19 protein-coding genes are annotated in these 22,420 nt (G+C 43.4%); 8 read left to right on the forward strand and 11 right to left on the reverse strand.

The genetic code is table 11. The features are described 5' to 3' along the window. Positions 1-134: 134 nt before the first annotated feature. Genes BI198_RS03105 through BI198_RS03120 form a run of 4 tightly spaced genes read right to left on the reverse strand, consistent with a single transcriptional unit; the run spans position 135 to position 3,386 of the window. Positions 135-1,007 carry a DUF4392 domain-containing protein gene (locus BI198_RS03105; protein WP_070048237.1) on the reverse strand — a complete coding sequence of 291 codons (873 nt, stop codon included), beginning with the start codon at positions 1,005-1,007 and terminating at the stop codon, positions 135-137. After that, on the reverse strand, positions 1,008-1,958 hold the full coding sequence (locus BI198_RS03110; RefSeq protein WP_235605213.1) for a 5-oxoprolinase subunit C family protein: 951 nt from the start codon (positions 1,956-1,958) through the stop codon (positions 1,008-1,010). It abuts the gene before it with no gap. After that, positions 1,955-2,647, reverse strand: a complete 693-nt coding sequence (gene pxpB / locus BI198_RS03115; protein WP_070048238.1) for a 5-oxoprolinase subunit PxpB — start codon at positions 2,645-2,647, stop codon at positions 1,955-1,957. The genes BI198_RS03110 and pxpB overlap by 4 nt, the downstream gene beginning before the upstream one ends. A gap of 13 nt (positions 2,648-2,660) precedes the next feature. Beyond that, positions 2,661-3,386 carry a 5-oxoprolinase subunit PxpA gene (locus BI198_RS03120; RefSeq protein WP_070048239.1) on the reverse strand — a complete coding sequence of 242 codons (726 nt, stop codon included), beginning with the start codon at positions 3,384-3,386 and terminating at the stop codon, positions 2,661-2,663. A gap of 264 nt (positions 3,387-3,650) precedes the next feature. On the opposite strand from BI198_RS03120, the gene BI198_RS03125 reads away from it, so the two are divergent. After that, positions 3,651-4,658: an isopenicillin N synthase family dioxygenase gene (locus tag BI198_RS03125; RefSeq protein ID WP_070048240.1), complete on the forward strand. Its 1,008-nt coding sequence runs from the start codon at positions 3,651-3,653 to the stop codon at positions 4,656-4,658. Between the two features lie 93 nt (positions 4,659-4,751). Further along, a complete protein-coding gene (locus tag BI198_RS03130; RefSeq protein WP_070048241.1) occupies positions 4,752-5,912 on the forward strand; it encodes a trans-sulfuration enzyme family protein in 1,161 nt (386 codons plus the stop codon). A 93-nt stretch (positions 5,913-6,005) separates the two neighbouring features. Here the strand turns inward: BI198_RS03130 and BI198_RS03135 are convergent, their stop codons facing one another. The 7 genes from BI198_RS03135 to BI198_RS03165 form a co-directional block, all read right to left on the reverse strand. After that, positions 6,006-6,809 carry a putative hydro-lyase gene (locus BI198_RS03135; RefSeq protein ID WP_070048242.1) on the reverse strand — a complete coding sequence of 268 codons (804 nt, stop codon included), beginning with the start codon at positions 6,807-6,809 and terminating at the stop codon, positions 6,006-6,008. Between the two features lie 59 nt (positions 6,810-6,868). Next, a complete protein-coding gene (recG, locus tag BI198_RS03140; protein WP_070048243.1) occupies positions 6,869-8,953 on the reverse strand; it encodes an ATP-dependent DNA helicase RecG in 2,085 nt (694 codons plus the stop codon). After that, positions 8,953-9,345, reverse strand: coding sequence for a RidA family protein (locus tag BI198_RS03145; RefSeq protein WP_070048244.1), 393 nt, complete (start codon positions 9,343-9,345; stop codon positions 8,953-8,955). Before BI198_RS03145 ends, recG begins: the two co-directional genes overlap by 1 nt. 6 nt (positions 9,346-9,351) lie before the next feature. Next, positions 9,352-11,508 (reverse strand): bifunctional GTP diphosphokinase/guanosine-3',5'-bis pyrophosphate 3'-pyrophosphohydrolase, encoded by a 2,157-nt coding sequence (spoT, locus tag BI198_RS03150; RefSeq protein WP_070048245.1) that lies wholly within the window; start codon positions 11,506-11,508, stop codon positions 9,352-9,354. Positions 11,509-11,637: 129 nt separating this feature from the next. Beyond that, complete coding sequence (gene rpoZ, locus BI198_RS03155) at positions 11,638-11,913, reverse strand: DNA-directed RNA polymerase subunit omega (RefSeq protein WP_070048246.1); 276 nt, start codon at positions 11,911-11,913, stop codon at positions 11,638-11,640. Positions 11,914-11,954: 41 nt separating this feature from the next. Continuing rightward, complete coding sequence (gene gmk, locus BI198_RS03160; RefSeq protein WP_070048247.1) at positions 11,955-12,587, reverse strand: guanylate kinase; 633 nt, start codon at positions 12,585-12,587, stop codon at positions 11,955-11,957. 69 nt (positions 12,588-12,656) lie between these two features. Beyond that, positions 12,657-13,142, reverse strand: coding sequence for a PaaI family thioesterase (locus tag BI198_RS03165; protein ID WP_070048248.1), 486 nt, complete (start codon positions 13,140-13,142; stop codon positions 12,657-12,659). Positions 13,143-13,381: 239 nt separating this feature from the next. Here BI198_RS03165 and BI198_RS03170 point away from each other — a divergent pair, with 239 nt between their 5' ends. From BI198_RS03170 to BI198_RS03195, 6 genes are all read left to right on the forward strand, one after another. Further along, positions 13,382-16,270: a ligand-binding sensor domain-containing diguanylate cyclase gene (locus tag BI198_RS03170; protein WP_141728830.1), complete on the forward strand. Its 2,889-nt coding sequence runs from the start codon at positions 13,382-13,384 to the stop codon at positions 16,268-16,270. A 109-nt stretch (positions 16,271-16,379) separates the two neighbouring features. After that, positions 16,380-17,840: an aminoacyl-histidine dipeptidase gene (locus BI198_RS03175; RefSeq protein WP_070048250.1), complete on the forward strand. Its 1,461-nt coding sequence runs from the start codon at positions 16,380-16,382 to the stop codon at positions 17,838-17,840. Positions 17,841-18,382: 542 nt separating this feature from the next. Further along, complete coding sequence (locus BI198_RS03180; RefSeq protein ID WP_141728831.1) at positions 18,383-19,789, forward strand: hypothetical protein; 1,407 nt, start codon at positions 18,383-18,385, stop codon at positions 19,787-19,789. Positions 19,790-19,944: 155 nt separating this feature from the next. Then, the gene (locus tag BI198_RS03185) at positions 19,945-20,979 is read left to right on the forward strand and encodes a cytochrome-c peroxidase (RefSeq protein WP_201243387.1); all 1,035 of its coding nucleotides are present in this window, start codon (positions 19,945-19,947) and stop codon (positions 20,977-20,979) included. Then, positions 20,972-21,715 carry an MbnP family protein gene (locus BI198_RS03190; RefSeq protein ID WP_070048252.1) on the forward strand — a complete coding sequence of 248 codons (744 nt, stop codon included), beginning with the start codon at positions 20,972-20,974 and terminating at the stop codon, positions 21,713-21,715. The genes BI198_RS03185 and BI198_RS03190 overlap by 8 nt, the downstream gene beginning before the upstream one ends. A gap of 108 nt (positions 21,716-21,823) precedes the next feature. Beyond that, on the forward strand, positions 21,824-22,342 hold the full coding sequence (locus BI198_RS03195; protein ID WP_070048253.1) for a DUF1569 domain-containing protein: 519 nt from the start codon (positions 21,824-21,826) through the stop codon (positions 22,340-22,342). Positions 22,343-22,420: the final 78 nt, after the last annotated feature.

The following is a 22,420-nucleotide window of genomic DNA, read 5'->3' on the forward strand; positions in this document are numbered from 1 at the left end:
TAGTTGTAAGTTATAAGTTGTTTATGGCTAAACGCGTGAACCGATTCGCCCTAAGCTAACCCTTGCAGCCCCGGATGGGCGAAAAGGAGCCTACAGGGATGTATTTACGGCGTGTTGGCGTGGGCAACTTGGTTCTAAGCTCTATCCGCAGCTAAGTTCACTGTAGAAAGCAGCGCGCGTAAATCATTGATCAAAGTTAAGCCTTCTGTATGCGGCAAGCTATCTTCAGTAATAGTATTTAACCGTGTCACGCCATCAACACTACCTTTAGCCGATAAATACTGCAAAATAGCTAATGGATCAGCATCTTGTAGCATATCTTGATTGCGCAGCACCGATACCATAGCGGCCAGTCCCCATGCCGCCCAATTGGACACATCGGCGACAATTAACTCATCACATTCAGTTACCGCCGGAATAATATCAAGTTGTGCTAATGCCTGCTTGAGATTTCCCATGCCAATTTCATTACCACCATCACCAATACCTATAGTTGGGCAAGTGGCTAGATTTAAAAAGTCATCAAAACTGGCGCAACGGGCAGAAATATCTTCGCCACGCATATTACTATAGCGCTTCTGGTTGTTAAATCCCGGACGCTCTATGGAGATAATCAATTGCGGTGCTAATTCGGCCAAAGCTTGGTTGGCAATAGCAGGTAATTCCTGAGATTGGTTAACCTTAAGTTGATAGCAGCGATAATCAGCCGATAACTGGCTAAATAGCGGATCGCCACAAACAATAATCGGCGAAGCACCAAGCTGTTGTAGCAGCTGATATAAGGCTATAGCGCCAACTGGACCGTCGGTTTCAAATGTATCCAGTACCGGAAAACCGGTACCAATTAACACTGTGCCACGGCATTGATTAATTAATCGTGCGGCACGTAAAATATAGCCCGGTCTAAGCAGGGGCTGTAATTTCGCCATACCGCGTAAATTTTGCCGTACTAATAAGCTTTCTATTTTTTGGCTTAACGCCAAGTAATCCTGACCGGCTGTTATCATTTATGACAGTGTCCATTGCTGAGTAATGCTTTTAAAATACACGTCGGCTAAACAAAGTGCATTATGTGCTTGCTCGATAGAAATCGGCGTAAAGTATACTTGGGTACCCGGGCTAGCTTGGGCTAATAAAGCGCAATCTAAAGATAACACTGAGCCAATTTTCGGATAACCGCCTAAGGTTTGCCGATCATTTAACAGCACTATCGGCTGGCCATCCGGTGGTATCTGTACGGCACCGTAACAAATACCCTCGGATAATAAACTCTGCTGTTGGCACTGAATAGCGCTGCCTTTAAGCTTATAACCCATTCGATCAGACTGTGGTGTAACAGTATAAGGATGTAAGTAAAAGCGTTGCCGTTCAGTGGCTATAAACTGCTTAGCTTGATAGCCTTCAATTAAGCGCAGGGTTAAGGTGTTATTAAATTTCCGTCTATGCTCGGTCGCTAAACTACGCTTCATGCAGCTGCTAACGCTGGTTACTGCTAACGTATCGCCGGCTTGTAATTTATCACCGTTTAAACCACCAACTTTCTCTCTTAACACCGTAGCAGTGCTAGTAAATTGTGGTTGAACATTAAAACCTTGGGCTACGGCGACATAAGCGCGCAAGCCGGCTGTTACCATGCCTAATTCAATAATATCGCCGGCACTAATGGCTAATGTAGTCCACATTGGCGCGTCTTGGCCGTTAATACTCACGCTAAGTTCAGCACCGGTAATGGCAATGTAGCTGGCGCAATTGGCTTGTAACTGCAAACCGCCGACACTGCATTCAATTAAAGTGGCATTGCTGTCATTGTCTAACAACGCATTAGCAATATCAGCTGAATAGGCATCAACTGGGCCACCATTAGTTAGGCCAAGCTCACTTTGGCCAAAACGTCCGCGATCTTGCAGTAAACTTAGTATGCCGGCAGATAGCACGGTAAAATTACTCATACTACTCATAATTCACCGCCTAATCGTAAAAATTCTGCTTTATCAATGGCCACAAATTGCACTTCGTCACCCACTGCAACGGGCATAGCGGGGGTAGCATCAGGGTTAAACATTGGGCTAGGGCATAAACCTATTAAGTTCCAGCCACCAGGGGACATCGCTGGATACACGGCGGTTTGTCTATCAGCAATGGCTACCGCGCCTTTAGGCACTTTGGCCCGAGGAGAGCTTAAACGCGGCATTTGCAGTATAGGATCAACTTCACCCAAATAAGCAAAACCAGGGGCAAAACCAATAGCATAAACGCGATATATCACTGCTTGGTGGCGCTGAATAACCTCAGCCACGCTAATCTGCTTGGTGTCGGCAATTAAGCGTAAATCAGGTCCACTTTCTTCACTGTAATATACCGGTAACTCAACTAATTTACCGCTGCTAATACTCGCGTTTGCTTGCTGCTGTAAACAGTTTTTTATTTTACTACTAACTAAAAGATGGTTGGTCTGCAAAGCATTGAAGACAATTAAAATTGAAGCGTAAGAGGGCAGAATATCAATCAAATCGTCACCAAGAGCTTGGCGAATTTGTTGGCTAGCCAACTGCACTTGGCCTGATATTTCTGCTGCCATTTGTTGCTGAAAATACAGAATTAATGCATTTTCACCGGCAATCTCTAATTGATACGGCGACTTACTCATACCAATGACCCATTCATGCTAACAGCTCGCGAATTTTTGCTATTTGCAAAATCGCTGCTGGGTTATCGCCATGGACACAAAGCGTGTCTGCTTGCAGCGCTAACCTATTACCCGATTGTGTAGTCACAGTGCCAGATTGCACCAGTTGCTGTACTTGTTGCAGCATCTCGGTTTCAGATAACACAGCACCGGCTTGGCTACGTGGTGTTAATTTACCGTCATCGGTATAGCGGCGATCGGCAAAGGCTTCAAACAATAGCGTAACACCCGCTTGCTCGGCTAATTGCCGATAATGATCTTGCTCAGCAGTCGCTAATATCATTAATTTTAACGGTTGATAATATTCAGCTATCGCTGCGAGGACAGCAGTAAATACGTTGGGCTTGCTCATCATATCGTTATATAAGGCACCGTGCGGTTTAACATATTCTAAGGTTAAGCCTGCTGTTTTGGCCATGCCATCTAAAGCCGCTATTTGATAATGCATCATATGAACAATTTCAGCATGGGATAACGCCATGCTGCGCCGACCAAAACCTTGTAAGTCAGGATAGGCAGGATGAGCGCCAATGGTAACGTTATGTTGCTTGGCTAATTGCAAAGTGCTGGCCATCACATCGGCATCACCCGCATGAAAACCACAGGCAATATTCGCCATATCGATATGCGGCATAGCCTTGGCATCTAAGCCCATTTGCCAACTACCGAAACTTTCGCCTAAATCACAGTTTAATTTCATCGTTTTACCTTATACCTAGCTAGGGAAGCAGTGTGCGATAAGCCAGAAATGATGTCTACCAGATATGACGCATTGCCAATACATTTAGCCGCAATTTTAACCGTTCTTGGCTCTGTGCAACACCAAAACTATTTATTTGGTTAATTTAGATGTGCAGCCGTCTGCTTATTCTTATTGCGTATAACTCGGCGTAATTAGTTCCTTATTGTTGCCAGGCACTAAGCTTAAAATAGCGGCAGTTATTAGCCAATATAGAGTAAGAAAATGAGCCAATTAAATCTGCCGGTGCTGGATCTTAGTTTATGGTACGCAAAAGGTGAGTCGCGACAACGCTTTTTACAGCAATTAGCCGTGGCCGCCCGCGATGTTGGCTTTTTCTATCTAACTGGGCATGGCTTAACGCTAGAGCAGCAACAGCATATTTTACAGCTCGCTAAGCAATTTTTTGCCTTATCTGATGCTGAAAAACAAGCAGTACAAATGGTACAGTCAGCGCATTTTCGTGGCTACACCCGTTTAGGTGGCGAGCTAACGCAAGGCCAAGCCGATCAGCGTGAACAGTTTGATATCATGAACGAACAAAAAGCGCTTACTATTACCCCGACCATGCCAGCATGGCAGCGGTTAATAGGCCCTAATCAATGGCCAACGGCTTTACCTGAGCTGCAGCCAGCGTTATTGCAATGGCAACAACAGCTGTCCGATTTAACGGTTACTTTGCTCACGGCGTTTGCTCAAGTATTACAGCAACCAGACAATGCCTTTGCTGATACAGTAAAGGACGGTCCATACTCTCATATGAAGTTAATTCGTTATCCGGGTACTGCTACGGCGCAAAATCAGGGTGTAGGGGCGCATAAAGATCCCGGCTATTTAACCTTAGTGCTGCAAGATCAACAATCGGGTTTAGAAGTATTAACCGATAACGGTTGGGTGGGTGCTGCCCCTTTACCCGGTGCTTTTGTTGTTAATATTGGCGAACTGTTAGAATTAGCGTCTAATGGTTATTTAAAGGCTACTATGCATCGGGTAGTGAGCCCGCCAGCCGGTATTGAACGCTTATCCTGTGCATTTTTTATGGCCGCGCAGCTAGATGCAACAGTACCTTTATTAGCATTACCGGCAGAATTAGCCGCGCAAGCTAAAGGTCCAGCCAGCGACCCAACTAACCCATTATTTTATCAAGTGGGTGAAAATGTGTTAAAAGGACGTTTACGCTCACATACCGATGTAGCTAAAAAACATTATTCTAGTTTGATAGCAGTAGATTAAGCACAACACATTTGCATCAATAAAAGCAGCATCGAAAAAGCAAAATAGACCAAGAATCAGCAGAATAAAACGGCATTATAACGGAGCCTATAGATGAAATTTAAAACTCAATTGTTGCATAGTAACGGCGGTGCCGATGCGCAAACGGGCGCCTTAACAACGCCTATTTATCAAAGCAGTACTTTTACCTATGGCACAGCTGCAGAAGGTAAAGCCCGTTTTGCCGGTGAGCAACCAGGCTTTATTTATAGTCGGATGGGTAATCCAACAGTACAGGCATTAGAGCAACAATTAGCTAAATTAGAAGGTGCTGAAGAAGCCTTAGTACTGGCCAGCGGCATGGCAGCGGTTAGCAGTATTTTTTATGCTTTAGTTAGCCAAGGTGACGAAATTGCTTTTATTGATCCAGTATACGGCGGTACTGCGGCTTTTTTAATTAATACCTTAACGAGAGCCGGGATCAAGGTCAGCCGCTATCAAAGTGATGACGACTTACTAGAAAACATAAGCTTAGCCACTAAAATCATTTTATTCGAACCTATCACTAACCCGAATTTACGGGTTAATGATTATCGCAAAATTAAAGCGGCAGCGGCTAAAACTGGCGCTATTACGGTCTGTGATAATACCTTTTTAACCCCGTATTTATTTAAACCATTAGAGTATGGCATTGATATTGTGATGCACAGCGGCACCAAATATTTAAGTGGCCATGGCGATATTATTGCCGGTGTCGTCGCAGGTCGTAGTGAATTAATGCAACCTATTCGTACTATAGCTTTAAAGCATATTGGCGCACCTATTGGCCCACAAGAAGCGTATTTATTACAACGTGGTATGCGGACTTTAGCACTGCGAATGGATGCTCATTTAGCCGGTGCTATTGAAGTCGCGGAATTTCTAGCCACCCATCCAAAGGTTAATAACGTTATTTTCCCGGGTTTAGCCAGCGATGCAGGCCATAAAGTGTTGGCCGAAACCGTCGGCGTTTTTGGTGGCATGGTTAGCATTGAATTAACGGGCGGCTTTGCCCGTGCGGCACGGTTTTTAGATCAATTGCAGTTATTTACTCAAGCTGTCAGCTTAGGTGATTTAGAAAGCTTAGCTTGTCATCCTGCAAGCACCACCCATGCTGCTATGGATCACGCCAGCCGACTGGCCGCAGGGGTCAGTGATGACTTAATTCGCTTTAGCATAGGGGTTGAAGATCCGGCTGATTTAATTGCCGATTTAAAGCAGGCATTAGAGTTTTAAACTCTAGCATTTATGTGACTAGCAATTGAGTACATTGCTGATTCAAAAGGCTGCAGAAACCCTTGTTGGCAACTGCAGCCTTTTTATTGGCTGTTAAAACACCGATAATTTACTATTTGGTAAGTCAGTCACTAACATATAGCCTGGACTATGGGTAATACAGATATCTAATTTGGCATTAGCAATAGCCACTTGCGGTGTTACGCCGCAGGCCCAAAATACTGGCACTTCACCCGGCTTGATTGTAACCGCATCACCAAAATCAGGTTTATTAATATCGTTAATACCAATAGCAGCTGGATCACCAAAATGTACTGGTGCGCCATGCACTTGCGGAAAGCGTGAACAAATTTGAATGGCCCGAATGGCATCAGCCGGCTTCATAGGACGCATACTTACCACCATGCCACCAGAAAATACGCCTGCCGGTTCGCAAGCAATATTGGTGCGATACATCGGCACGTTTACTTGCTCAGTAATATTGCGAATTTCTAAACCATCAGCAATTAAAGACTCTTCAAATGAAAACGAACAACCAATTAAAAAGCTGACAAAATCATCTTGCCAATAGGCATTAATATCGCTGACTTCTTCAACTAATTGGCCTTGCTTAAACACCTTATATTTAGGAATGTCAGTGCGAATATCCAGATCAGCCGCTAACTGTGGCATATCTACTGCACCCGGTGTCGCCGACATAGCTAATAACGGACATGGCTTAGGATTAAAGTGGCAAAACTGCAAAAAATCTGCCGCATATTGCTTAGGCATTATGGCCAAATTAGCCTGAACAAAGCCCGGTGCTTGGCCAGAGGTATTAGCCGTAAATTGATTACGCCGAATTTGCTGACGTAGTTGTAATGGTGTTAGCGGCGATTTTAAAGCAGAAGCGGACATACACTTTCCTCGACAACAGTTTGATTAAGTAAGGCAACGCAAGAAGGCAGCATAGCAGCTTAAGCATTACCGTAAATTTCTTTATTGGCCAACCAGCGCTGAATTAAGCGCTCACATTGCTCTGGCTGTTGCTGCCACAGTGTAGTGGCAATTTGCTGAGCTTGCGGCAGTAAATCGGCATCGCGGCTTAGATCAGCAATTTTAAATTGCAGTATACCGGTTTGCCGAGTGCCGAGTAACTCACCGGGGCCACGTATTTCTAAATCACGCTGAGCAATAACAAAGCCATCATTACTATCGCGTAGCACCGCTAAGCGTGCTTGAGCCGTTTTCGATAATGGCGCGTGATACAGCAACACACAATGCGATGCAGTGCTGCCACGACCGACCCGACCCCGCAGCTGATGTAATTGGGCTAAGCCTAAGCGCTCAGGGTTTTCAATAATCATTAAACTGGCGTTGGGCACATCTACACCGACTTCTATGACTGTGGTAGCCACTAACACATCTAACTCAGCGTCAGTAAATTGCTGCATTACCGCTTGTTTCTCGGCAGGTTTTAAACGGCCATGAATTAAGCCGACTTTTAAGTAAGGCAACGCAAGTTGTAAATTCTGCCAAGTATCTTCAGCGGCTTGGCATTGTAAAGTTTCAGACTCTTCAATTAAGGTGCAGACCCAATAGGCTTGGCGCTGCTCTTGACTCACCGCATGTTCAACTCGGGCAATAATATCGTCACGCCGCGAGTCGGGCAGGGCCACGGTTGTTACCGGCGTCCGGCCGGGAGGTAGCTCGTCAATAATAGAAGTATCTAAGTCGGCATAAGCGGTCATGGCCAGCGTGCGTGGAATAGGTGTTGCTGTCATCACTAGCTGATGTGGATACACATTGGCGATACCGCCTTTTTCGCGCAGCGCTAAACGCTGATGCACGCCAAAGCGGTGTTGCTCATCAATAATAATTAAGGTTAGCGCGTTAAATGCTACTTGTTGCTGAAATAGCGCATGAGTGCCCACGACCATTTGGGCACTGCCATCAGCAATGGCGGCTAATGTAGCTTGTCTGGCTTTACCTTTAGTTTTTCCGCCTAGCCAGGCCACATTAATATCTAACGGCGTAAACCATTTTGCAAAATTAACCGCATGTTGTTCAGCTAATAACTCAGTAGGTGCCATTAACGCGACTTGATAGCCATTACTAATCGCGGTTAATGCCGCAAAAGCCGCCACTAAGGTTTTGCCCGACCCAACATCACCTTGCACTAGTCTAAGCATAGGTAAAGCTTTAGCCATATCGTGGCTAATTTCATTACTGACCCGTTGCTGGGCATGGGTGGGGCTAAAAGGTAGGGCCGCTAAAAAACGTTGTAATAAATCGGTATTAATCTCAAGTGGTATGCCTTGTTGCTGCTGACTTTGGCTACGCAATTTAATCATACTTAACTGCTGCGCTACTAACTCTTCAATAATTAAACGCTGCTGGGCAGGGTGCTTACCTTGCTCTAATAACGCTAAGCTAGCATCTGGCGGCGGCCGATGAATATATTGCAGCGCTTGGGCTAATGACCAAGCTTGGGCCAATACGTTACTGCTGAGTAACTCGTCGGGTGCCATGGTATTTAAATAGCTTAAAGCGGCATCAGTTAAGTTACGCCATGTTGCTTGGCGCAAGCCTTCGGTAGTTGGGTACACCGGTGTTAGCGTTTCGGCTACTTCGATTAATGGCTGTTCGGTTTGCAGCCGATATTCTGGATGCAGCATTTCAAAGCCGCGCGGGCCACGTTTGGCTTCACCAAAGCAGCGTAATACTACGCCTGGGGTCACGGCATTTTTTTGCGCGGCACTAAAATGAAAAAAGCGTAAGGTTAAAAAACCACTGCCATCTTTGACTTTAACTAACCAACTGCGCCTTTTACCAAATTGCACTTCACTCGATACCACTTCAGCTATCACAGTGGCATGCATTAACGGCATTAAATCGGCTATGGCATAAATACGGGTGCGATCTTCATAACGCAGCGGCAAATGAAATAAAACATCTTGAATGGTAAAGATATTTAATTTTGCTAACTTTTCAGCCGCCTTAGCGCCAACCCCTTTAATTGCAGAGATGGCGACTTGATGAAGGGAGTTCGCGCTGGACATTAGTAAGTAGAGGGCACTTCCATTACGCCATCAATTTCAATTTGGCTGGCTTTAGGTAAGGCGCTAATTTGTACCGCGGCACGCGCTGGGTATGGCTCGGCAAAATACTGGCTCATAATTTCATTAACCGTCGCAAATTGGCCTAAATCAACCATGTAAATATTCACTTTTACCATATCATTCAAACCACCACCGGCAGCTTCACACACGGCTTTTAAGTTTTTAAACACTTGATGGGTTTGCTCAGCAAAGTCTTCCGATACCATTTGCATCGTGCTGGGCACTAACGGAATTTGCCCTGAAATATACACCGTATTGCGAATTTTTACCGCTTGGCTATAGGTGCCAATTGCTGCTGGCGCAGCGTCGGTGTTAATAATAACTTTAGACATCTAAGCTTATCTCCTTCTATAGACTTTTTGCACTTCAGGCAACACCCGAATTTTGCGCATTACGTTAGCCAAATGAACCCGATCTCGCACTGAAAGCGTAATTTTAATCACGTATTCGCCGGTATCACGGTCATCGGTTACTAAATTTTGAATATTCGAACCTTGCGCGGCAATCAGCGTGGTTAACTTGGCTAATAAACCATGGCGATTTAATATAAAAATGCGGATATCACATAAGAATTGTTGATCAACAGTTTTATCCCATTTTACCGGGAAAAACTTACCTGGCTCTTTATCCCAACTTTTAATATTACGACAATCGCTGCGGTGTACATATAGCCCTTTGCCCGGTGTGGCGCTAGCAATAATTTCATCGCCATGTATGGGTCGACAACATTTAGCAAAGGTAATTAACATGCCATCTGCACCAATAATAAAGGCTTTGCTTTTTAAACTACTATTTGCAGCGCTGCTAGAATGGCTATCGGCAGGGTTTATTTTAGGGTTTGCATCTGGATCGGGCGAGTCAAACTCACCGAGTAAACGCCGTGCGACAGCAATAGCCAGTTGATTACCTAAACCAATCTCACTGCATAACTCATCTAAAGAATGCTGTTTGCTGTTATGTAACACTTGCTCTAAACGTTCTGGTGCAATGTCAGTAAACTTAATATCACCTAAGGCTGAACTGAGTAAACGTTTACCTAAATTAACAGCTTCATCTTGTTTTTGCTTTTTCAGATAATTGCGAATACCTAAAATAGCTCGGCTAGTCACCACATAATTTAGCCAGTTAGCATTAGGTTTACCGCCTGGACTTGTGACAATTTCTACTGTTTGGCCGGTTTCTAAAGGCTTGTTTAACGGGTATGGCCGACGGTCAATTTTGGCACCGACACAACGATTACCAATATCGGTATGCACGGCATATGCAAAATCAACCGGTGTGGCGCCTATGGGCAATTCTACAATGCGACCTTTGGGTGAGAACACATACAGCTCATCTGGGTACAATTCAGATTTAACGTTTTCAACAAATTCGGCGCTATTACCAGCATGTTGTTGCAGCTCTAATAAGCTTTGCATCCAGCGACGGGCACGAATTTGCGCCGTGGTATCTTGATGCTCGCCATTGGCCTTATACATCCAATGGGCAGCAATACCATTATCGGCAGTTTCATTCATTTCGTGGGTGCGCATTTGGATTTCAATTGGAATACCATGCGGGCCTACTAAAGACGTATGCAGCGATTGATAGCCATTTTGTTTGGGCATGGCAATATAATCTTTAAAACGTATTTCAATTGGCTTATATAAATTATGCACTACACCTAAGGTACGATAGCACTGATCAATGCTATCAACGACAACTCTAAAGGCATAAATGTCCATCACATCGTTGAACATCAGCTCTTTGTTTTTCATCTTGCAGTAAATGCTATACAAGTGTTTTTCACGACCACTGACTTCAGCAATAATGCCGACAGTGCTTAAGCGGTCTAAAATTTCATGCCTAATTTTTTCTAATAACTCGCGGCGATTACCTCGAGCTTGGCGTACAGCAGTGGATAACGCTCGATACCGCATCGGGTATAAAGCTTGAAAACCGCAGTCTTCTAATTCGTTTTTAATATTATGAATACCCAAACGATTAGCAATCGGGGCATATAATTCTAAGGTTTCTTTGGCAATACGGCGGCGTTTTTCTGGGCGTAGGGCGCCTAAGGTGCGCATATTGTGGGTGCGGTCGGCTAACTTAATTAAAATAACCCGAATATCTTGGGTCATAGCCATAAACATTTTTTGTAAGTTTGTGACTTCAAACTCTTTATAGTCTTTAAACTTTACTTTATCTAGCTTACTGACGCCTTGCACTAACTCGGCCACCGTATCGCCAAATAGCCGAGCTAAATCGGCTTTATCAAATGGGGTGTCTTCAATAACATCATGCAGCAAGGCAGCCATTAAGGTTTCATGGTCCATGCGCATATCTGCCAAAATACTACTTACCGCAACCGGATGGGTAATATAAGGCTCACCACTAGAGCGTGTTTGCGGGGCATGTGCATCCCTTGCCACCACATAAGCTTGTTGCACTAAAGCAACCTGCTCTGGCGGTAGGTAAGCACTAATCTGTTTTTTTAGACCTTCAAATAAATACACTTGTGCTCCCAAACGGTGACAGCAAACAAAAAAAACGCCGTAAAGCGCGGGATCTATTATGAATATACGTCTATTTTAGGAAGTTGCCAACGGCTAATATACCGCTGGCATACAGATATGCGGGATTTTTTATTGATCAGAACCAATAATAGCTGCAACTGCGGCCATTTCTGTAGCTTCTTGCTGAATTTGATCGCGACGCTCTTGTGCGTCTAGTGTAGTACTAGTGATCAAACCTTTTTCAATTTCACGTAAAGCAATTACCGTCGGTTTATCATTTTCGATATCAACTAACGCTTCTTTACCTTCAACCGCAAGCTGACGAGCACGACGAGATGCTACTAAAATCAAATCAAAGCGGTTACCAATTTTATCTACTGCATCTTGAACTGTTACGCGCGCCATTTACCACTCCAGTGTGTTTTCACGAGACTCGACAGTTTACGCTATTTTGCTGCTTTGGCCAACAACTCTGTGAGTAAGCTGTGATGTTTACTTAATTGTGAATCAAAGCTGTTACGTTGCGCCAAGACAATATGGCTAAATTCGCGCTGGGCTAGAGCAAAATCATCGTTAATAATTAAATACTCATATTCATCGGCGTGGCTCATTTCGCTATAAGCTTCGGCCATGCGTTTAGCAATAATCTCGGCGCTGTCTTGACCGCGTGTGTTTAAGCGGTTTTCTAATTCTTCTAGGCTGGGTGGCAGAATAAAAATACCGATAGCGCTATTGGTATGCTGACGAATTTGCCGCGCACCTTGCCAATCAATATCTAAAAATACATCTATACCTTGCTCTAAGCTTTGGCGGACGGTGTGCTGCGACGTGCCGTAATAATTGCCAAATACTTCAGCCCATTCATAAAAGGCATCTTGTTCAATTAAGGCTTTAAATTGCTCAACAGTGATAAAATGGTAATGCACACCATCTATTTCACCGGGCCTAGGCGCACGAGTAGTGTGCGACACACTGACTTGCATATCGCTATGCTGAGCTAATAGAGCTTGAATTAAACTAGATTTACCTGCGCCACTGGGCGCAGAGATAATAAAAAGATTACCGCTTAGTTGCTGCATAGTATGTAGTAATAAAGTAGCCAATAGACAGCGCGATTCTAGTCGTTGTCGGCGTTAGGTGCAAACCTGTTAGCTTTTTCGTTGTTTAGCTTTCACCGATAACGTTAAGGTAAAAGTGGCCATTGGTTCATCGCCATGCAGGCTAGGGCAAGTTACTATCACCGATACGGGTCGGTTAATGCGCTCGCCACTGGCCAGTGATTCATCAATCATCTGATCAATAACCTCACCATCATTACTGGTAAAATGCACTTTAGCTTCTGGTCGTTTTAAAAACTGGCCTTGAACGTCTTTAAAAGCAAAGTTGGCATTGACGCCTCGGTTTTGCGCCTTGGTAAACACTAAGAAAGCACCTGCTAAGTCGGCACCTATGGCTAAAGCGCCAAAATAGACACTGCCTAAATGGTTTTTAGTCCGCCAGCCATGAGGGATAGTCACTTCTAGGGTTTTATTATCCATGCGGACAATTTTTGGCGAGCAAAAACCAATTAATGGAATATAGCGCCAAGCAAAAAACTTTAAGCCCCAATTCGCTTTACGTAGTGTTGTTGTCATTTTCTAATCCTTAATTTTAAATTAAGAAAAGCTTACACTGGTAAGACCATTGCGGCAAGCTGACCGTTCAGTCGCCTAACAATACCGTTCATCGGTGTTCATTGCAGTTTTAATAAAAATTATAGTAGAGTAAAAATAACATTTTATTGCGCAATTAAGGCTTTTACGCATTGATCCGCTATCGATTTATCTTTTGGCTAGTGCTGTGTAGTTACTTAACTGCTGTCAAAGTAGGCGCAATGACACTAGAACAAGATGACTATTTATACCGTTACTGGTCGGTAGAAGCCGGTTTACCTCAAATATCGGTTACCTCCATAGCTCAAGATACTCAGGGCTATGTATGGGTAGGTACACAAAATGGTCTGGCACGCTTTGATGGTGTTAATTTTCGGGTCTTTAATACGGCTAATACCCCATCTTTTTCGTCTAACTTAATTACTGCCTTATATATTGATCAGCAACAGCGGTTATGGATTGGTACAGTTTATGGTTTGATGCTTTATCAAGATAGAAAGTTTGTCTATCTAGATAATCTTCCTTTACCAGGCGGTGTGAATAGCATTATGCAACATGCCGATGGCACTATTTATGTTGGCGCCGACCATTTATACCAATGGGATGAGCAGCTAGAAAAATTACAACAAGTTACCACGCATCAAGGTGCTGCATTTGCATTGCATCAGCAGCAAGATACCCTATTTATTGGCGGCCAGAATGGCTTTGCTACTTTAAAGCAAGAGCAATATCAATGGTTTGCTGTTCCAGATCATATAGCGGAATTACAAGTTGTACAGTTAGCAAGGCAAGCTGATGATTTATATTTAGGCACTTCATTGGGACTATACCGTTGGCAAAATGAGCAGTGGCACACTGTAACCTTACCTGGATATGCTGCGGGGAAACGGGTTGGTATGCTTTATCTCGATCCGCAGCAGAAATTATGGGTTGCCAGCTATGACATGCTTTATCAAATTGATCAGCGACAGGTGGTTACCGCAGAGCAGATACAAGGTCAGTCAAAAGACTTTACTTGGATAGAAGCGATGCTGCAGGATAAGTTTGGTAATTTGTGGCTGGGAAGCCACACCCGCGGTTTAAAGCGGCTTCGCACTACATCAATGCAACGCTTTAGTACTAAGCAAGGTCTGACCGATCCTTTTGTTTGGTCAATACAACCTTGGCAGCAGCATTTATTAGTTGGCACAAATGACGGTCTAGCATTATTACAAGACGACAAGTTTCAAGCATTAAGTGCCAATAAAAACCTACCCAATCCATTAGTTTATAGCATGTTATTAGATTCACAAAGCAAGCTGTGGGTTGGCACTCGGGGGGGCTTAAGTCAGCTGGATGGTAATACCTTAGCTTGGCAACAAAATTACGATTCAATTAGCCACTTACTGGTTTCAACATTGGTAGAAGAGAATGAGCGTATTTGGGTTGGTACTAGTGATGGCTTATATTATTTAGAACATAATAAACTGCAGCAAGACCAAGTGCCTATTGCTTTACACGATGCAAGAATTCGTATCCTTTTGTTAGACAGCCAGCAACGACTGTGGGTTGGCACAGAAAATGGGCTATTTTTACGTGATGGTGACAGCTTCGCCGAGCTGAAGAATATGCCTTTATCTGGCAGCTTTATCAGCGCCTTAAAGCAGCTTCCTGATGGCAATATTTTTATTGGCAGTCTTGACCAAGGCTTTGTATTAGGATCGCTTGAAAGCTGGAACTGGTTTACGCAAAATCAAGGGTTACCTGATAATGGTGCTCTGTATGTGGAACAAGTTAACGACCAGCTGGTTATTAGCAGTTTTCAAGGGTTTTACCGTCTAAATTACTCTGAACTTACAATGGGTAATATTAGGCAAGTTTACATGTTGCTGGATGACCGCAGGCCCGAAGCTGTGACAGATTCGCTGCGTTGTTGTAATGGTGCGGGTAGTAGTAAAGGGGCATTGCATGAAGGCAAGTTATGGTTTCCAACTTTAGACGGTGTTTTGGCTTTACCTATACAACAGCTTATGCAATATGATGCTATACCCAAGCCAGTGTTAGAAAGCTTAATTGTTGGTAGCAAGCGTTACTTAGCAAGTCAGGTACGGCTTGAGCCAAATCAGCGAGATTGGCAGTTCCGTTTTACCGCGCCATTTTTTGTGCAACCTTCCTCAATGCATTTTAGATACCAGTTACAAGGATATGATACTGATTGGGTAGATGCAGGTAGCCGTCGGGCAGCGTTTTATACTAACCTACCGCCTGGTCAATATCGCTTTGTTGTCCAGGTACGTTTAGCTTCAGATTACCGCTGGAGTGATACTGTGAGTATGGAGGTGCAATTAGCGCCCCACTGGTATGAAACTTCAACCGCACGTGCCATAGCGCTCCTAACATTTATGCTATTGTTATGGGCTATTTATCGCTGGAGATTAATGGCACTGGCTAATGCTAAACAACAACTAGAAACGCTAGTAAAAGAACGAACTGCAGAGTTGCATCTAGCTAACCAAAAGTTACTAGAGATGAGTAGGCAAGATGCCCTTACCGGCTTAAATAACCGCCATTATTTGAATGCGAATATTAGCCGTATTATATCTAGAGCTAAGCGCAATCATGCCCCTCTGATTTGGGCACTACTTGATCTAGACTACTTTAAGCAAGTTAATGACAGTTTAGGTCATCAAGTCGGCGATGAGGTTTTGGTTATAATTGCCGATCTGCTTAGAAAAAATAGTCGCAGCACCGATCACTTGATCCGCTGGGGAGGCGAAGAGTTCTTAATTTTATTAGAGAATAATGAAGATGCTTTATTAGTAATAAAACGCATCCATAAAGCTATTTCTGACTATCCTTGGCAAGATAAAGTTAATTTAAAGCAACCGCTTACTTGCTCTATCGGTGCAGTTGCTCAACTAGACGAATGGGACTGGCAGCATAGCTTGCGTCTTGCTGATCAAGCGTTATTCTGGGTTAAAGAACATGGTCGCAATGCTTATATGATACTTGATATCAGTTCGCCGCCAACGACTGAAATATTGGCAGAATCAATTAATGTCGGCCAACTTCTAACGGAAGGTAAGCTACACGTTATCAGTAACAAAGACTATACAGCCGACCCACTCTAATGTTTTAGCCATTTTCTAATGGTGTCAACTCTGCATGCTGTTGTGATAAAATAGCGACCAAAGTTGTTTTAGTAACAGTTGTTTTAGTAACAGTATTCAGGAGTTCGCAGTGTCAGCATTAGCGTCATTATACCCACAACCATTATGGCAGTGGTTTGCCGAAATTTGTGCCATTCCGCACCCGTCTAAACACGAACAAGCTTTAAGCCAACATATTCAGCAATGGGCCAAAAGCCGTCAGCTAAATATAGTGGAAGATCATGTCGGTAATTTAATTATTAAAAAGCCCGCCACGCCAGGCATGGAAAATTGCAAAACCGTAGTACTGCAAGCGCACTTAGATATGGTACCGCAAAAAAATGCTGATAAAATGCATGATTTTACTAAAGATCCTATCGATGCTTATATTGATGGCGATTGGGTAAAAGCCCGCGGTACTACTTTAGGCGCCGATAACGGTATTGGTATGGCATCAGCATTGGCTGTTCTAGGCAGCACTGATATTAAGCACGGCCCCATTGAAGTGTTATTAACGGTAGACGAAGAAGCCGGTATGACAGGCGCCTTTGGTGTTCAGCCGGGTATGCTAGAGGCTGAAATACTTATTAATACTGACTCTGAACAAGAAGGCGAAATCTACATGGGTTGCGCCGGTGGTGTAGATGCTGAGTTTAGCATTAAAGCACAGTGGCAAAATGTGCCAGCCAATAGCCAAGCGTTTCAGCTTAATATCGCGGGTTTAAAAGGCGGCCATTCTGGCGTTAATATTCATTTAGGTCGGGGCAATGCCAACAAGTTATTAGCCCGTTTCTTAGCCGATAACGCCGCTAAGCTAGGCTTACATATTGCCAGCTTTACTGGCGGTTCACTGCGCAATGCTATCCCACGCGAAGCCAATGTGGTGTTAACGGTAGCTAATGATAAAGCTGAGCTGTTACAACAACAGTTAGCCGATTATCAGCAACTGGTGCAGTTAGAGTTAGCTGCCGTTGAGCCTGCGATAAACTTCAGTTTAACTAGCATTGCTGCGCCGACTAAAGTGCTGCAAGCCGATGTGCAACAACGCTTAATTAATTTACTTAATGTTTGCCCTAACGGCGTAATGCGTATGAGTGATGAAGTAGCAGGCGTCACTGAAACATCATTAAACGTAGGTGTTATCAGCACCAGCGATAGCAGCATCCAAGTGCTATGTTTAATTCGCTCGCTAATCGACTCAGGCCGCGAGCAAGTGCAAGGCATGCTGTCGTCTTTAGCACAGTTAGCTGGCGCAGAAGTTAAATTCAGCGGTGCCTACCCAGGTTGGAAACCTAACCCAGACTCAGCGGTTATGGCGATAGTAAACCAAACCTACCAAGATATTTACCACAAAGAGCCAGTAGTAATGGTGATCCACGCCGGCTTAGAATGTGGTTTATTTAAAAAGCCATATCCAGATATGGACATGGTTTCAATCGGCCCAACCATTCGTTACCCACACGGGCCAGATGAAATGGTTAACATCAAAACCGTAGGGCAATATTGGCAGTTGTTGTTAGCGGTATTAGAGCGCATTCCAGCTAAAGCGTAGGTTGATTAGTTGAAATATATAGCCCCTTTGTTGGGGCTTTTTTGTGGGGTTAGTTAAAACAGCATGCTTGAATTTAAATTGCGTTTCACACAACAGCTGCACCCACGCCGACACGCCGTAAATACCTCCCTGTAGGCTCGGTTATGAAATTCATCCCTGAACTTCACCCTTGCGGGCCAGCATAGCTGTTCAAATTCGTTCCTGACGAATTTGTCCGCCCGTCCTGGGCTGCAACGGTCAACTTAGCGTCCAACAGCTGGGTTAGCACCTAAAGTTTTATTAAGTAACAGAGTATTAGTTCTACCGTGTAGGGTTAAGCCTTTGGCGTGTGATATTGACGATTTCTACTAAACTTATAACTTGAACGAGACGGTTTCATTTTTATGGATGCCGCACAAGTGACAATGAATTTCACTGAACATAGTTATTATTACAGAAGCAGAAATACGATTATTGCAGTAAATGCTAAGAGGTAATGGTTATCTGTTTTTATGAGTTTGTTCAAAATTTTAGTACAAACAAATAATTAAAGAGATATGACCATGAATAAGATATTACTAATGGTTCTCGCCAGTATGCTGTTTGCGGGCTGCAGTGAGCCGACTACAACAGACAGTACTTCAACTGTTGCACAAGCTGAAGCCCAAGAAAAAAATAGTGACGTTACTCTAGACCAAGCCATTTCCGCAAGCGTTCCAGAAATTGGCGCAGAAAATAGTGCTTACAATATTGAACAAACCCAAGCTTTAGTATTGTTAAGTGGCCTACCAACTTTAGGGACTACAGATAGTATCGCCATTATTGAAATGGACCCTGATTCTGCCAAATTCGGCGATATTCTGTATGACTATCCTCTACCCAAACTAGATGCCCCTATGCACCATCTGTATTACAGCCCTAATGGCCGTTTATATGCGACAGGGTTAGGCTCAGACTGCAGTTTGGCTGAAATTAATTTGGTTCGTAATGCCCAAGCAGAGCCGATGATTGATAAGTTTGAGTGCATTAATACTAATGGCCAAAATGTTGGTGAAGACATCATGTGGCACAGTGTAAATGGTGAGTTGTATATGTTTGTCACCTTTATGGGTGGTTCAGATTTAAGCCAAATTGATGCCGGTACCGTTGGTGTGTTTAACCCGCAAACGAATGAAATCATCAAAATTATTGAAGCTAGGCAATCCCAAGTGGCTGAAGGAAAACCGTATATAAAATTTCCGCATGGTATTTCAGCCTATGGCGATAGAATGGTGGTGACGTCATCTACCCACCCAGCCATTGCCACTGAAGTGGGTAATACGGTAACTATAATCGACTTAAACACTTTTGAACCGATTGAAACTATTGTGGTTGAAGACGCTAATCCAGTGGGCTTTCCTTCGTCTCCGGTTGAAGTGCTTTTTGTCCGTCCTAGTATTGTCGAAGGTGTAAAGCCGGCCGTTTTAGTTAACACCTTATTTGGCTTTGAAACCTGGAAAATACCTTATAATGAGCAAAGCAAAGTATTTGGTCCACCTGAAAAACTATACGATGGTGCCACAGAAGGCACTGCAGTACCGCTAGAGTTTTATGGTAATGAAGATGAATTATTTATCAGTCATGGCATGCCGGGTGTCGTTAAGCGCTACGATCTAAAACAGTTACCTAATTTAGTTTCTTCTGGTGCAGATATTAAAGCTGAAAGCGGCGCTCATCATATGATTTTCTATAAAACCGCTACTGGCCGTAAGCTTATTGCGGTACAAAATAATCTGTTGAATTTAGGTGATGCTAAAGACGATGACCCTACCGATGTCGATTTTATCGCTAAACTAAACGACCACTCGTTAACTGTACATGATCTTGGTACCGGTGAGCGACTTGGTGAAATTAACTTTAAACAAAGGTATAAAAAAGGCATCGATAATATTGAAGCATTATTTGGTTCGGGCTTTACCCATCACCATTAATGCTTATGAAAGCTATTACCCTAGTTGTCGCTATCCGCTTGGCAGTTATAGCCTTAGTTATAGCCATAGTTATAATTATAGTTATAGCGTCAACTAGTTACTATTTCAGTCACAAAAAACCGGTCACCCATCTGGTCGAATTTACGGCCCCTTTTGTGTTTGGCCGGTTTATTGTGCCAGAAGATAACCCTTTAACCAAAGAGTCAGTTGAACTTGGCAGAAGACTTTTTTATGACCCAATCTTGTCTAGTAATAATCAAGTGTCTTGCGCAACCTGTCATAAGCAAGCCTTGGCTTTTACCGATGGTTTAAAAACCTCTATAGGTGTTTCTGGTACGCCGCTTTCGTTTAACGCTATGAGCTTAGTCAACTTAATGTGGGGACCAAAACACTTTTTTTGGGATGGCCGCTCGCCCTCGTTAGAAGACCAAGCACTGCATCCAATTGAACATATAGATGAAATGGCGCGGGATATTGATCAGTTAGTCGTTGAGTTAAATAAAGATAAAACCTACAAAAAGCTATTTAAGCAGGCCTATGGCAGCGTAACGGCTCAAGGCATAGTTAAAGCATTGGCCAACTTTCAGCGTACGCTGATTTCGGCAAATTCACGCTATGACCAATATTTACGCGGTGAAATTACGCTTTCACCTCAAGAAGAACAAGGTCGTAAGCTGTTTATGGCCCATCCGGATACTAAAGTGACTTTACGTGGCGGCAATTGTATTGATTGCCATAGTCAATTTCTAACCAGCGGTTTTGCTACCGCGTTTGATGGCTTTAGTAATAATGGCTTAGATAATGATCAAGCATTGCAAGCCGGTTTATTTACTCTGACCAACAATGAAGCGCATCGCGGGTTATTTAAAGCCCCAACACTGCGTAATATTGCGGTAACTGCACCCTATATGCATGATGGTCGCTTTGCTACTTTAGAGCAGGTTTTAGCGCACTATAATGGCGGCATTAAGCGCAGTAAAACCTTAAGTCCATTAATTATAGAAGCGGATAATATCCCTAAGACGCAAAACGATCACATCAGTTTAAATCTTAATGAACAGGAAATAGTAGCCATCATCGCTTTTTTACATACGCTAACAGATGAAGAGTTTTTAGCGAATAGTGCATTTGCCAATCCCTTTTTGGAGCAGAGTTTGGAACGGAACTTGGAGAAAAGTCGCCATGACTAAACCTAATAAACTTACCCTTGTTTATGCCAGTTTAACGCTAGCGATTGTTGCTGTAGTCATAGTGGTAGCAACGCTTTGGCAGCAGGCTAAACCGCAAGACTTAAAATTACGCTTTCATCCTTATGTTGGTGAACAACCCTTAGTATTGCATGACCAAAGTTATAACAATCCGGGCGGTGAAGGGCAGTTTTCCATCAGAGATTTTCAATTGTTTATCAGTAATATCGTTTTGGATTATCCAGCGAGCCGTTTTAATGAGCTAGAAAGTTATCATTTGGTTAGGTTTGACGGCAATACCAGCTTTGGTCAAATTGTTGTGCCGCAAATTAAGCTGCAAAAGCTAAGACAGGTGTTGTTTGGCATTGGCATTGATGCAAAAGCTAATGGCAGCTTAATTATTGCCGGTGATTTAGACCCTAATAGTAGAATGGCTTGGAACTGGCAAGTGGGTTATAAATTCTTGTTGTTGGAAGGTACGATTACCTTGGAAAATGAACAGCTGCCTTTGGTATACCATATTGGCTTTGACCAAAGTTATACCGTGCTTAATTTCGATATATCCAATAATAACGTAGACGATAATGGTGTTATTAACTTCAAAATAGACTTACTGCGTTTATTTGAACAAGATGGCATTAATTATATCGATATGGCTAAGATGAATAACGTTAAATTTGCCCCAGACGATGTGCAGCTAATCGCCAACAGCTTTGATAAATTTATCAGGCTAATGTAATTTCATATGGGGCAATTTTATTTGTCGCAATTTGCATAACAGAGACTGCAGCCTTAAAGTGGATCCAAGTCGCAGCAATTACCAAACCCAGAGCAGAGATAATAGCTAATGAACCGACGTAAATTACTCCAGTATGCCATTGTTGCCCCTGTTGCAGCTTTAGTGGGTGGCAAGGTGGTGGCGATGGCACGGCATTATCCATTGGATGAGTTACTGCAACGGCTAAAACGATTTCCGCCAGAGAGATTAAGCAGTAATGGCGAGTGGAATGTTAGTATGGTGCTGCAACATTTAGCGCAAAGTGTGCGTTACTCGCGACTTGGCTATCCGCAGGATAGATCTGCATTGTTTCAATTCACGGTGGGAAGCGTGGCCCTTAATGCTTTTGCTGCCACAGGTAGTATGCATCATGCCCTTAATGAACCCATTCCAGAAGCACCGAGCTTAGTTAGCCGAGTACCTAATGATGTTGCACTAGCCGAGTTAGTACAAGAACTAGAAATATTTATCGATTGGCAAGGCGAATTAGCGCCGCATTTTGCTTATGGTAATTTAACTAAGCAGCAATATTACACTGCCCATTATCTACATATTCAAAATCATCTCACTGAAATTAGCCTCAGTTGATTTCAGCAGATATTAGTATTTATCAACAATTTCACTTTCTAATCTATGTTTTTGATATTATCTAAGTGCATAGTTGCT

The sequence above is a fragment of the Rheinheimera salexigens genome, from assembly GCF_001752395.1.
Taxonomy (GTDB): Bacteria; Pseudomonadota; Gammaproteobacteria; order Enterobacterales; family Alteromonadaceae; genus Alishewanella; species Alishewanella salexigens.

What these genes read in the sequence shown, in the direction of transcription:
- pxpB (WP_070048238.1), bottom strand. Translation starts at nt 2,647, where the DNA reads ATGAGTAAGTCGCCGTATCAATTAGAGATTGCCGGTGAAAATGCATTA.
- BI198_RS03195 (WP_070048253.1), top strand. Translation starts at nt 21,824, where the DNA reads ATGAACCGACGTAAATTACTCCAGTATGCCATTGTTGCCCCTGTTGCA.
- BI198_RS03135 (WP_070048242.1), bottom strand. Translation starts at nt 6,809, where the DNA reads ATGTCCGCTTCTGCTTTAAAATCGCCGCTAACACCATTACAACTACGT.
- gmk (WP_070048247.1), bottom strand. Translation starts at nt 12,587, where the DNA reads ATGCAGCAACTAAGCGGTAATCTTTTTATTATCTCTGCGCCCAGTGGC.
- BI198_RS03170 (WP_141728830.1), top strand. Translation starts at nt 13,382, where the DNA reads ATGACACTAGAACAAGATGACTATTTATACCGTTACTGGTCGGTAGAA.
- rpoZ (WP_070048246.1), bottom strand. Translation starts at nt 11,913, where the DNA reads ATGGCGCGCGTAACAGTTCAAGATGCAGTAGATAAAATTGGTAACCGC.
- BI198_RS03110 (WP_235605213.1), bottom strand. Translation starts at nt 1,958, where the DNA reads ATGAGTAGTATGAGTAATTTTACCGTGCTATCTGCCGGCATACTAAGT.
- BI198_RS03130 (WP_070048241.1), top strand. Translation starts at nt 4,752, where the DNA reads ATGAAATTTAAAACTCAATTGTTGCATAGTAACGGCGGTGCCGATGCG.
- BI198_RS03120 (WP_070048239.1), bottom strand. Translation starts at nt 3,386, where the DNA reads ATGAAATTAAACTGTGATTTAGGCGAAAGTTTCGGTAGTTGGCAAATG.
- BI198_RS03125 (WP_070048240.1), top strand. Translation starts at nt 3,651, where the DNA reads ATGAGCCAATTAAATCTGCCGGTGCTGGATCTTAGTTTATGGTACGCA.
- BI198_RS03165 (WP_070048248.1), bottom strand. Translation starts at nt 13,142, where the DNA reads ATGACAACAACACTACGTAAAGCGAATTGGGGCTTAAAGTTTTTTGCT.
- BI198_RS03105 (WP_070048237.1), bottom strand. Translation starts at nt 1,007, where the DNA reads ATGATAACAGCCGGTCAGGATTACTTGGCGTTAAGCCAAAAAATAGAA.
- BI198_RS03180 (WP_141728831.1), top strand. Translation starts at nt 18,383, where the DNA reads ATGAATAAGATATTACTAATGGTTCTCGCCAGTATGCTGTTTGCGGGC.
- BI198_RS03190 (WP_070048252.1), top strand. Translation starts at nt 20,972, where the DNA reads ATGACTAAACCTAATAAACTTACCCTTGTTTATGCCAGTTTAACGCTA.
- recG (WP_070048243.1), bottom strand. Translation starts at nt 8,953, where the DNA reads ATGTCCAGCGCGAACTCCCTTCATCAAGTCGCCATCTCTGCAATTAAA.
- BI198_RS03145 (WP_070048244.1), bottom strand. Translation starts at nt 9,345, where the DNA reads ATGTCTAAAGTTATTATTAACACCGACGCTGCGCCAGCAGCAATTGGC.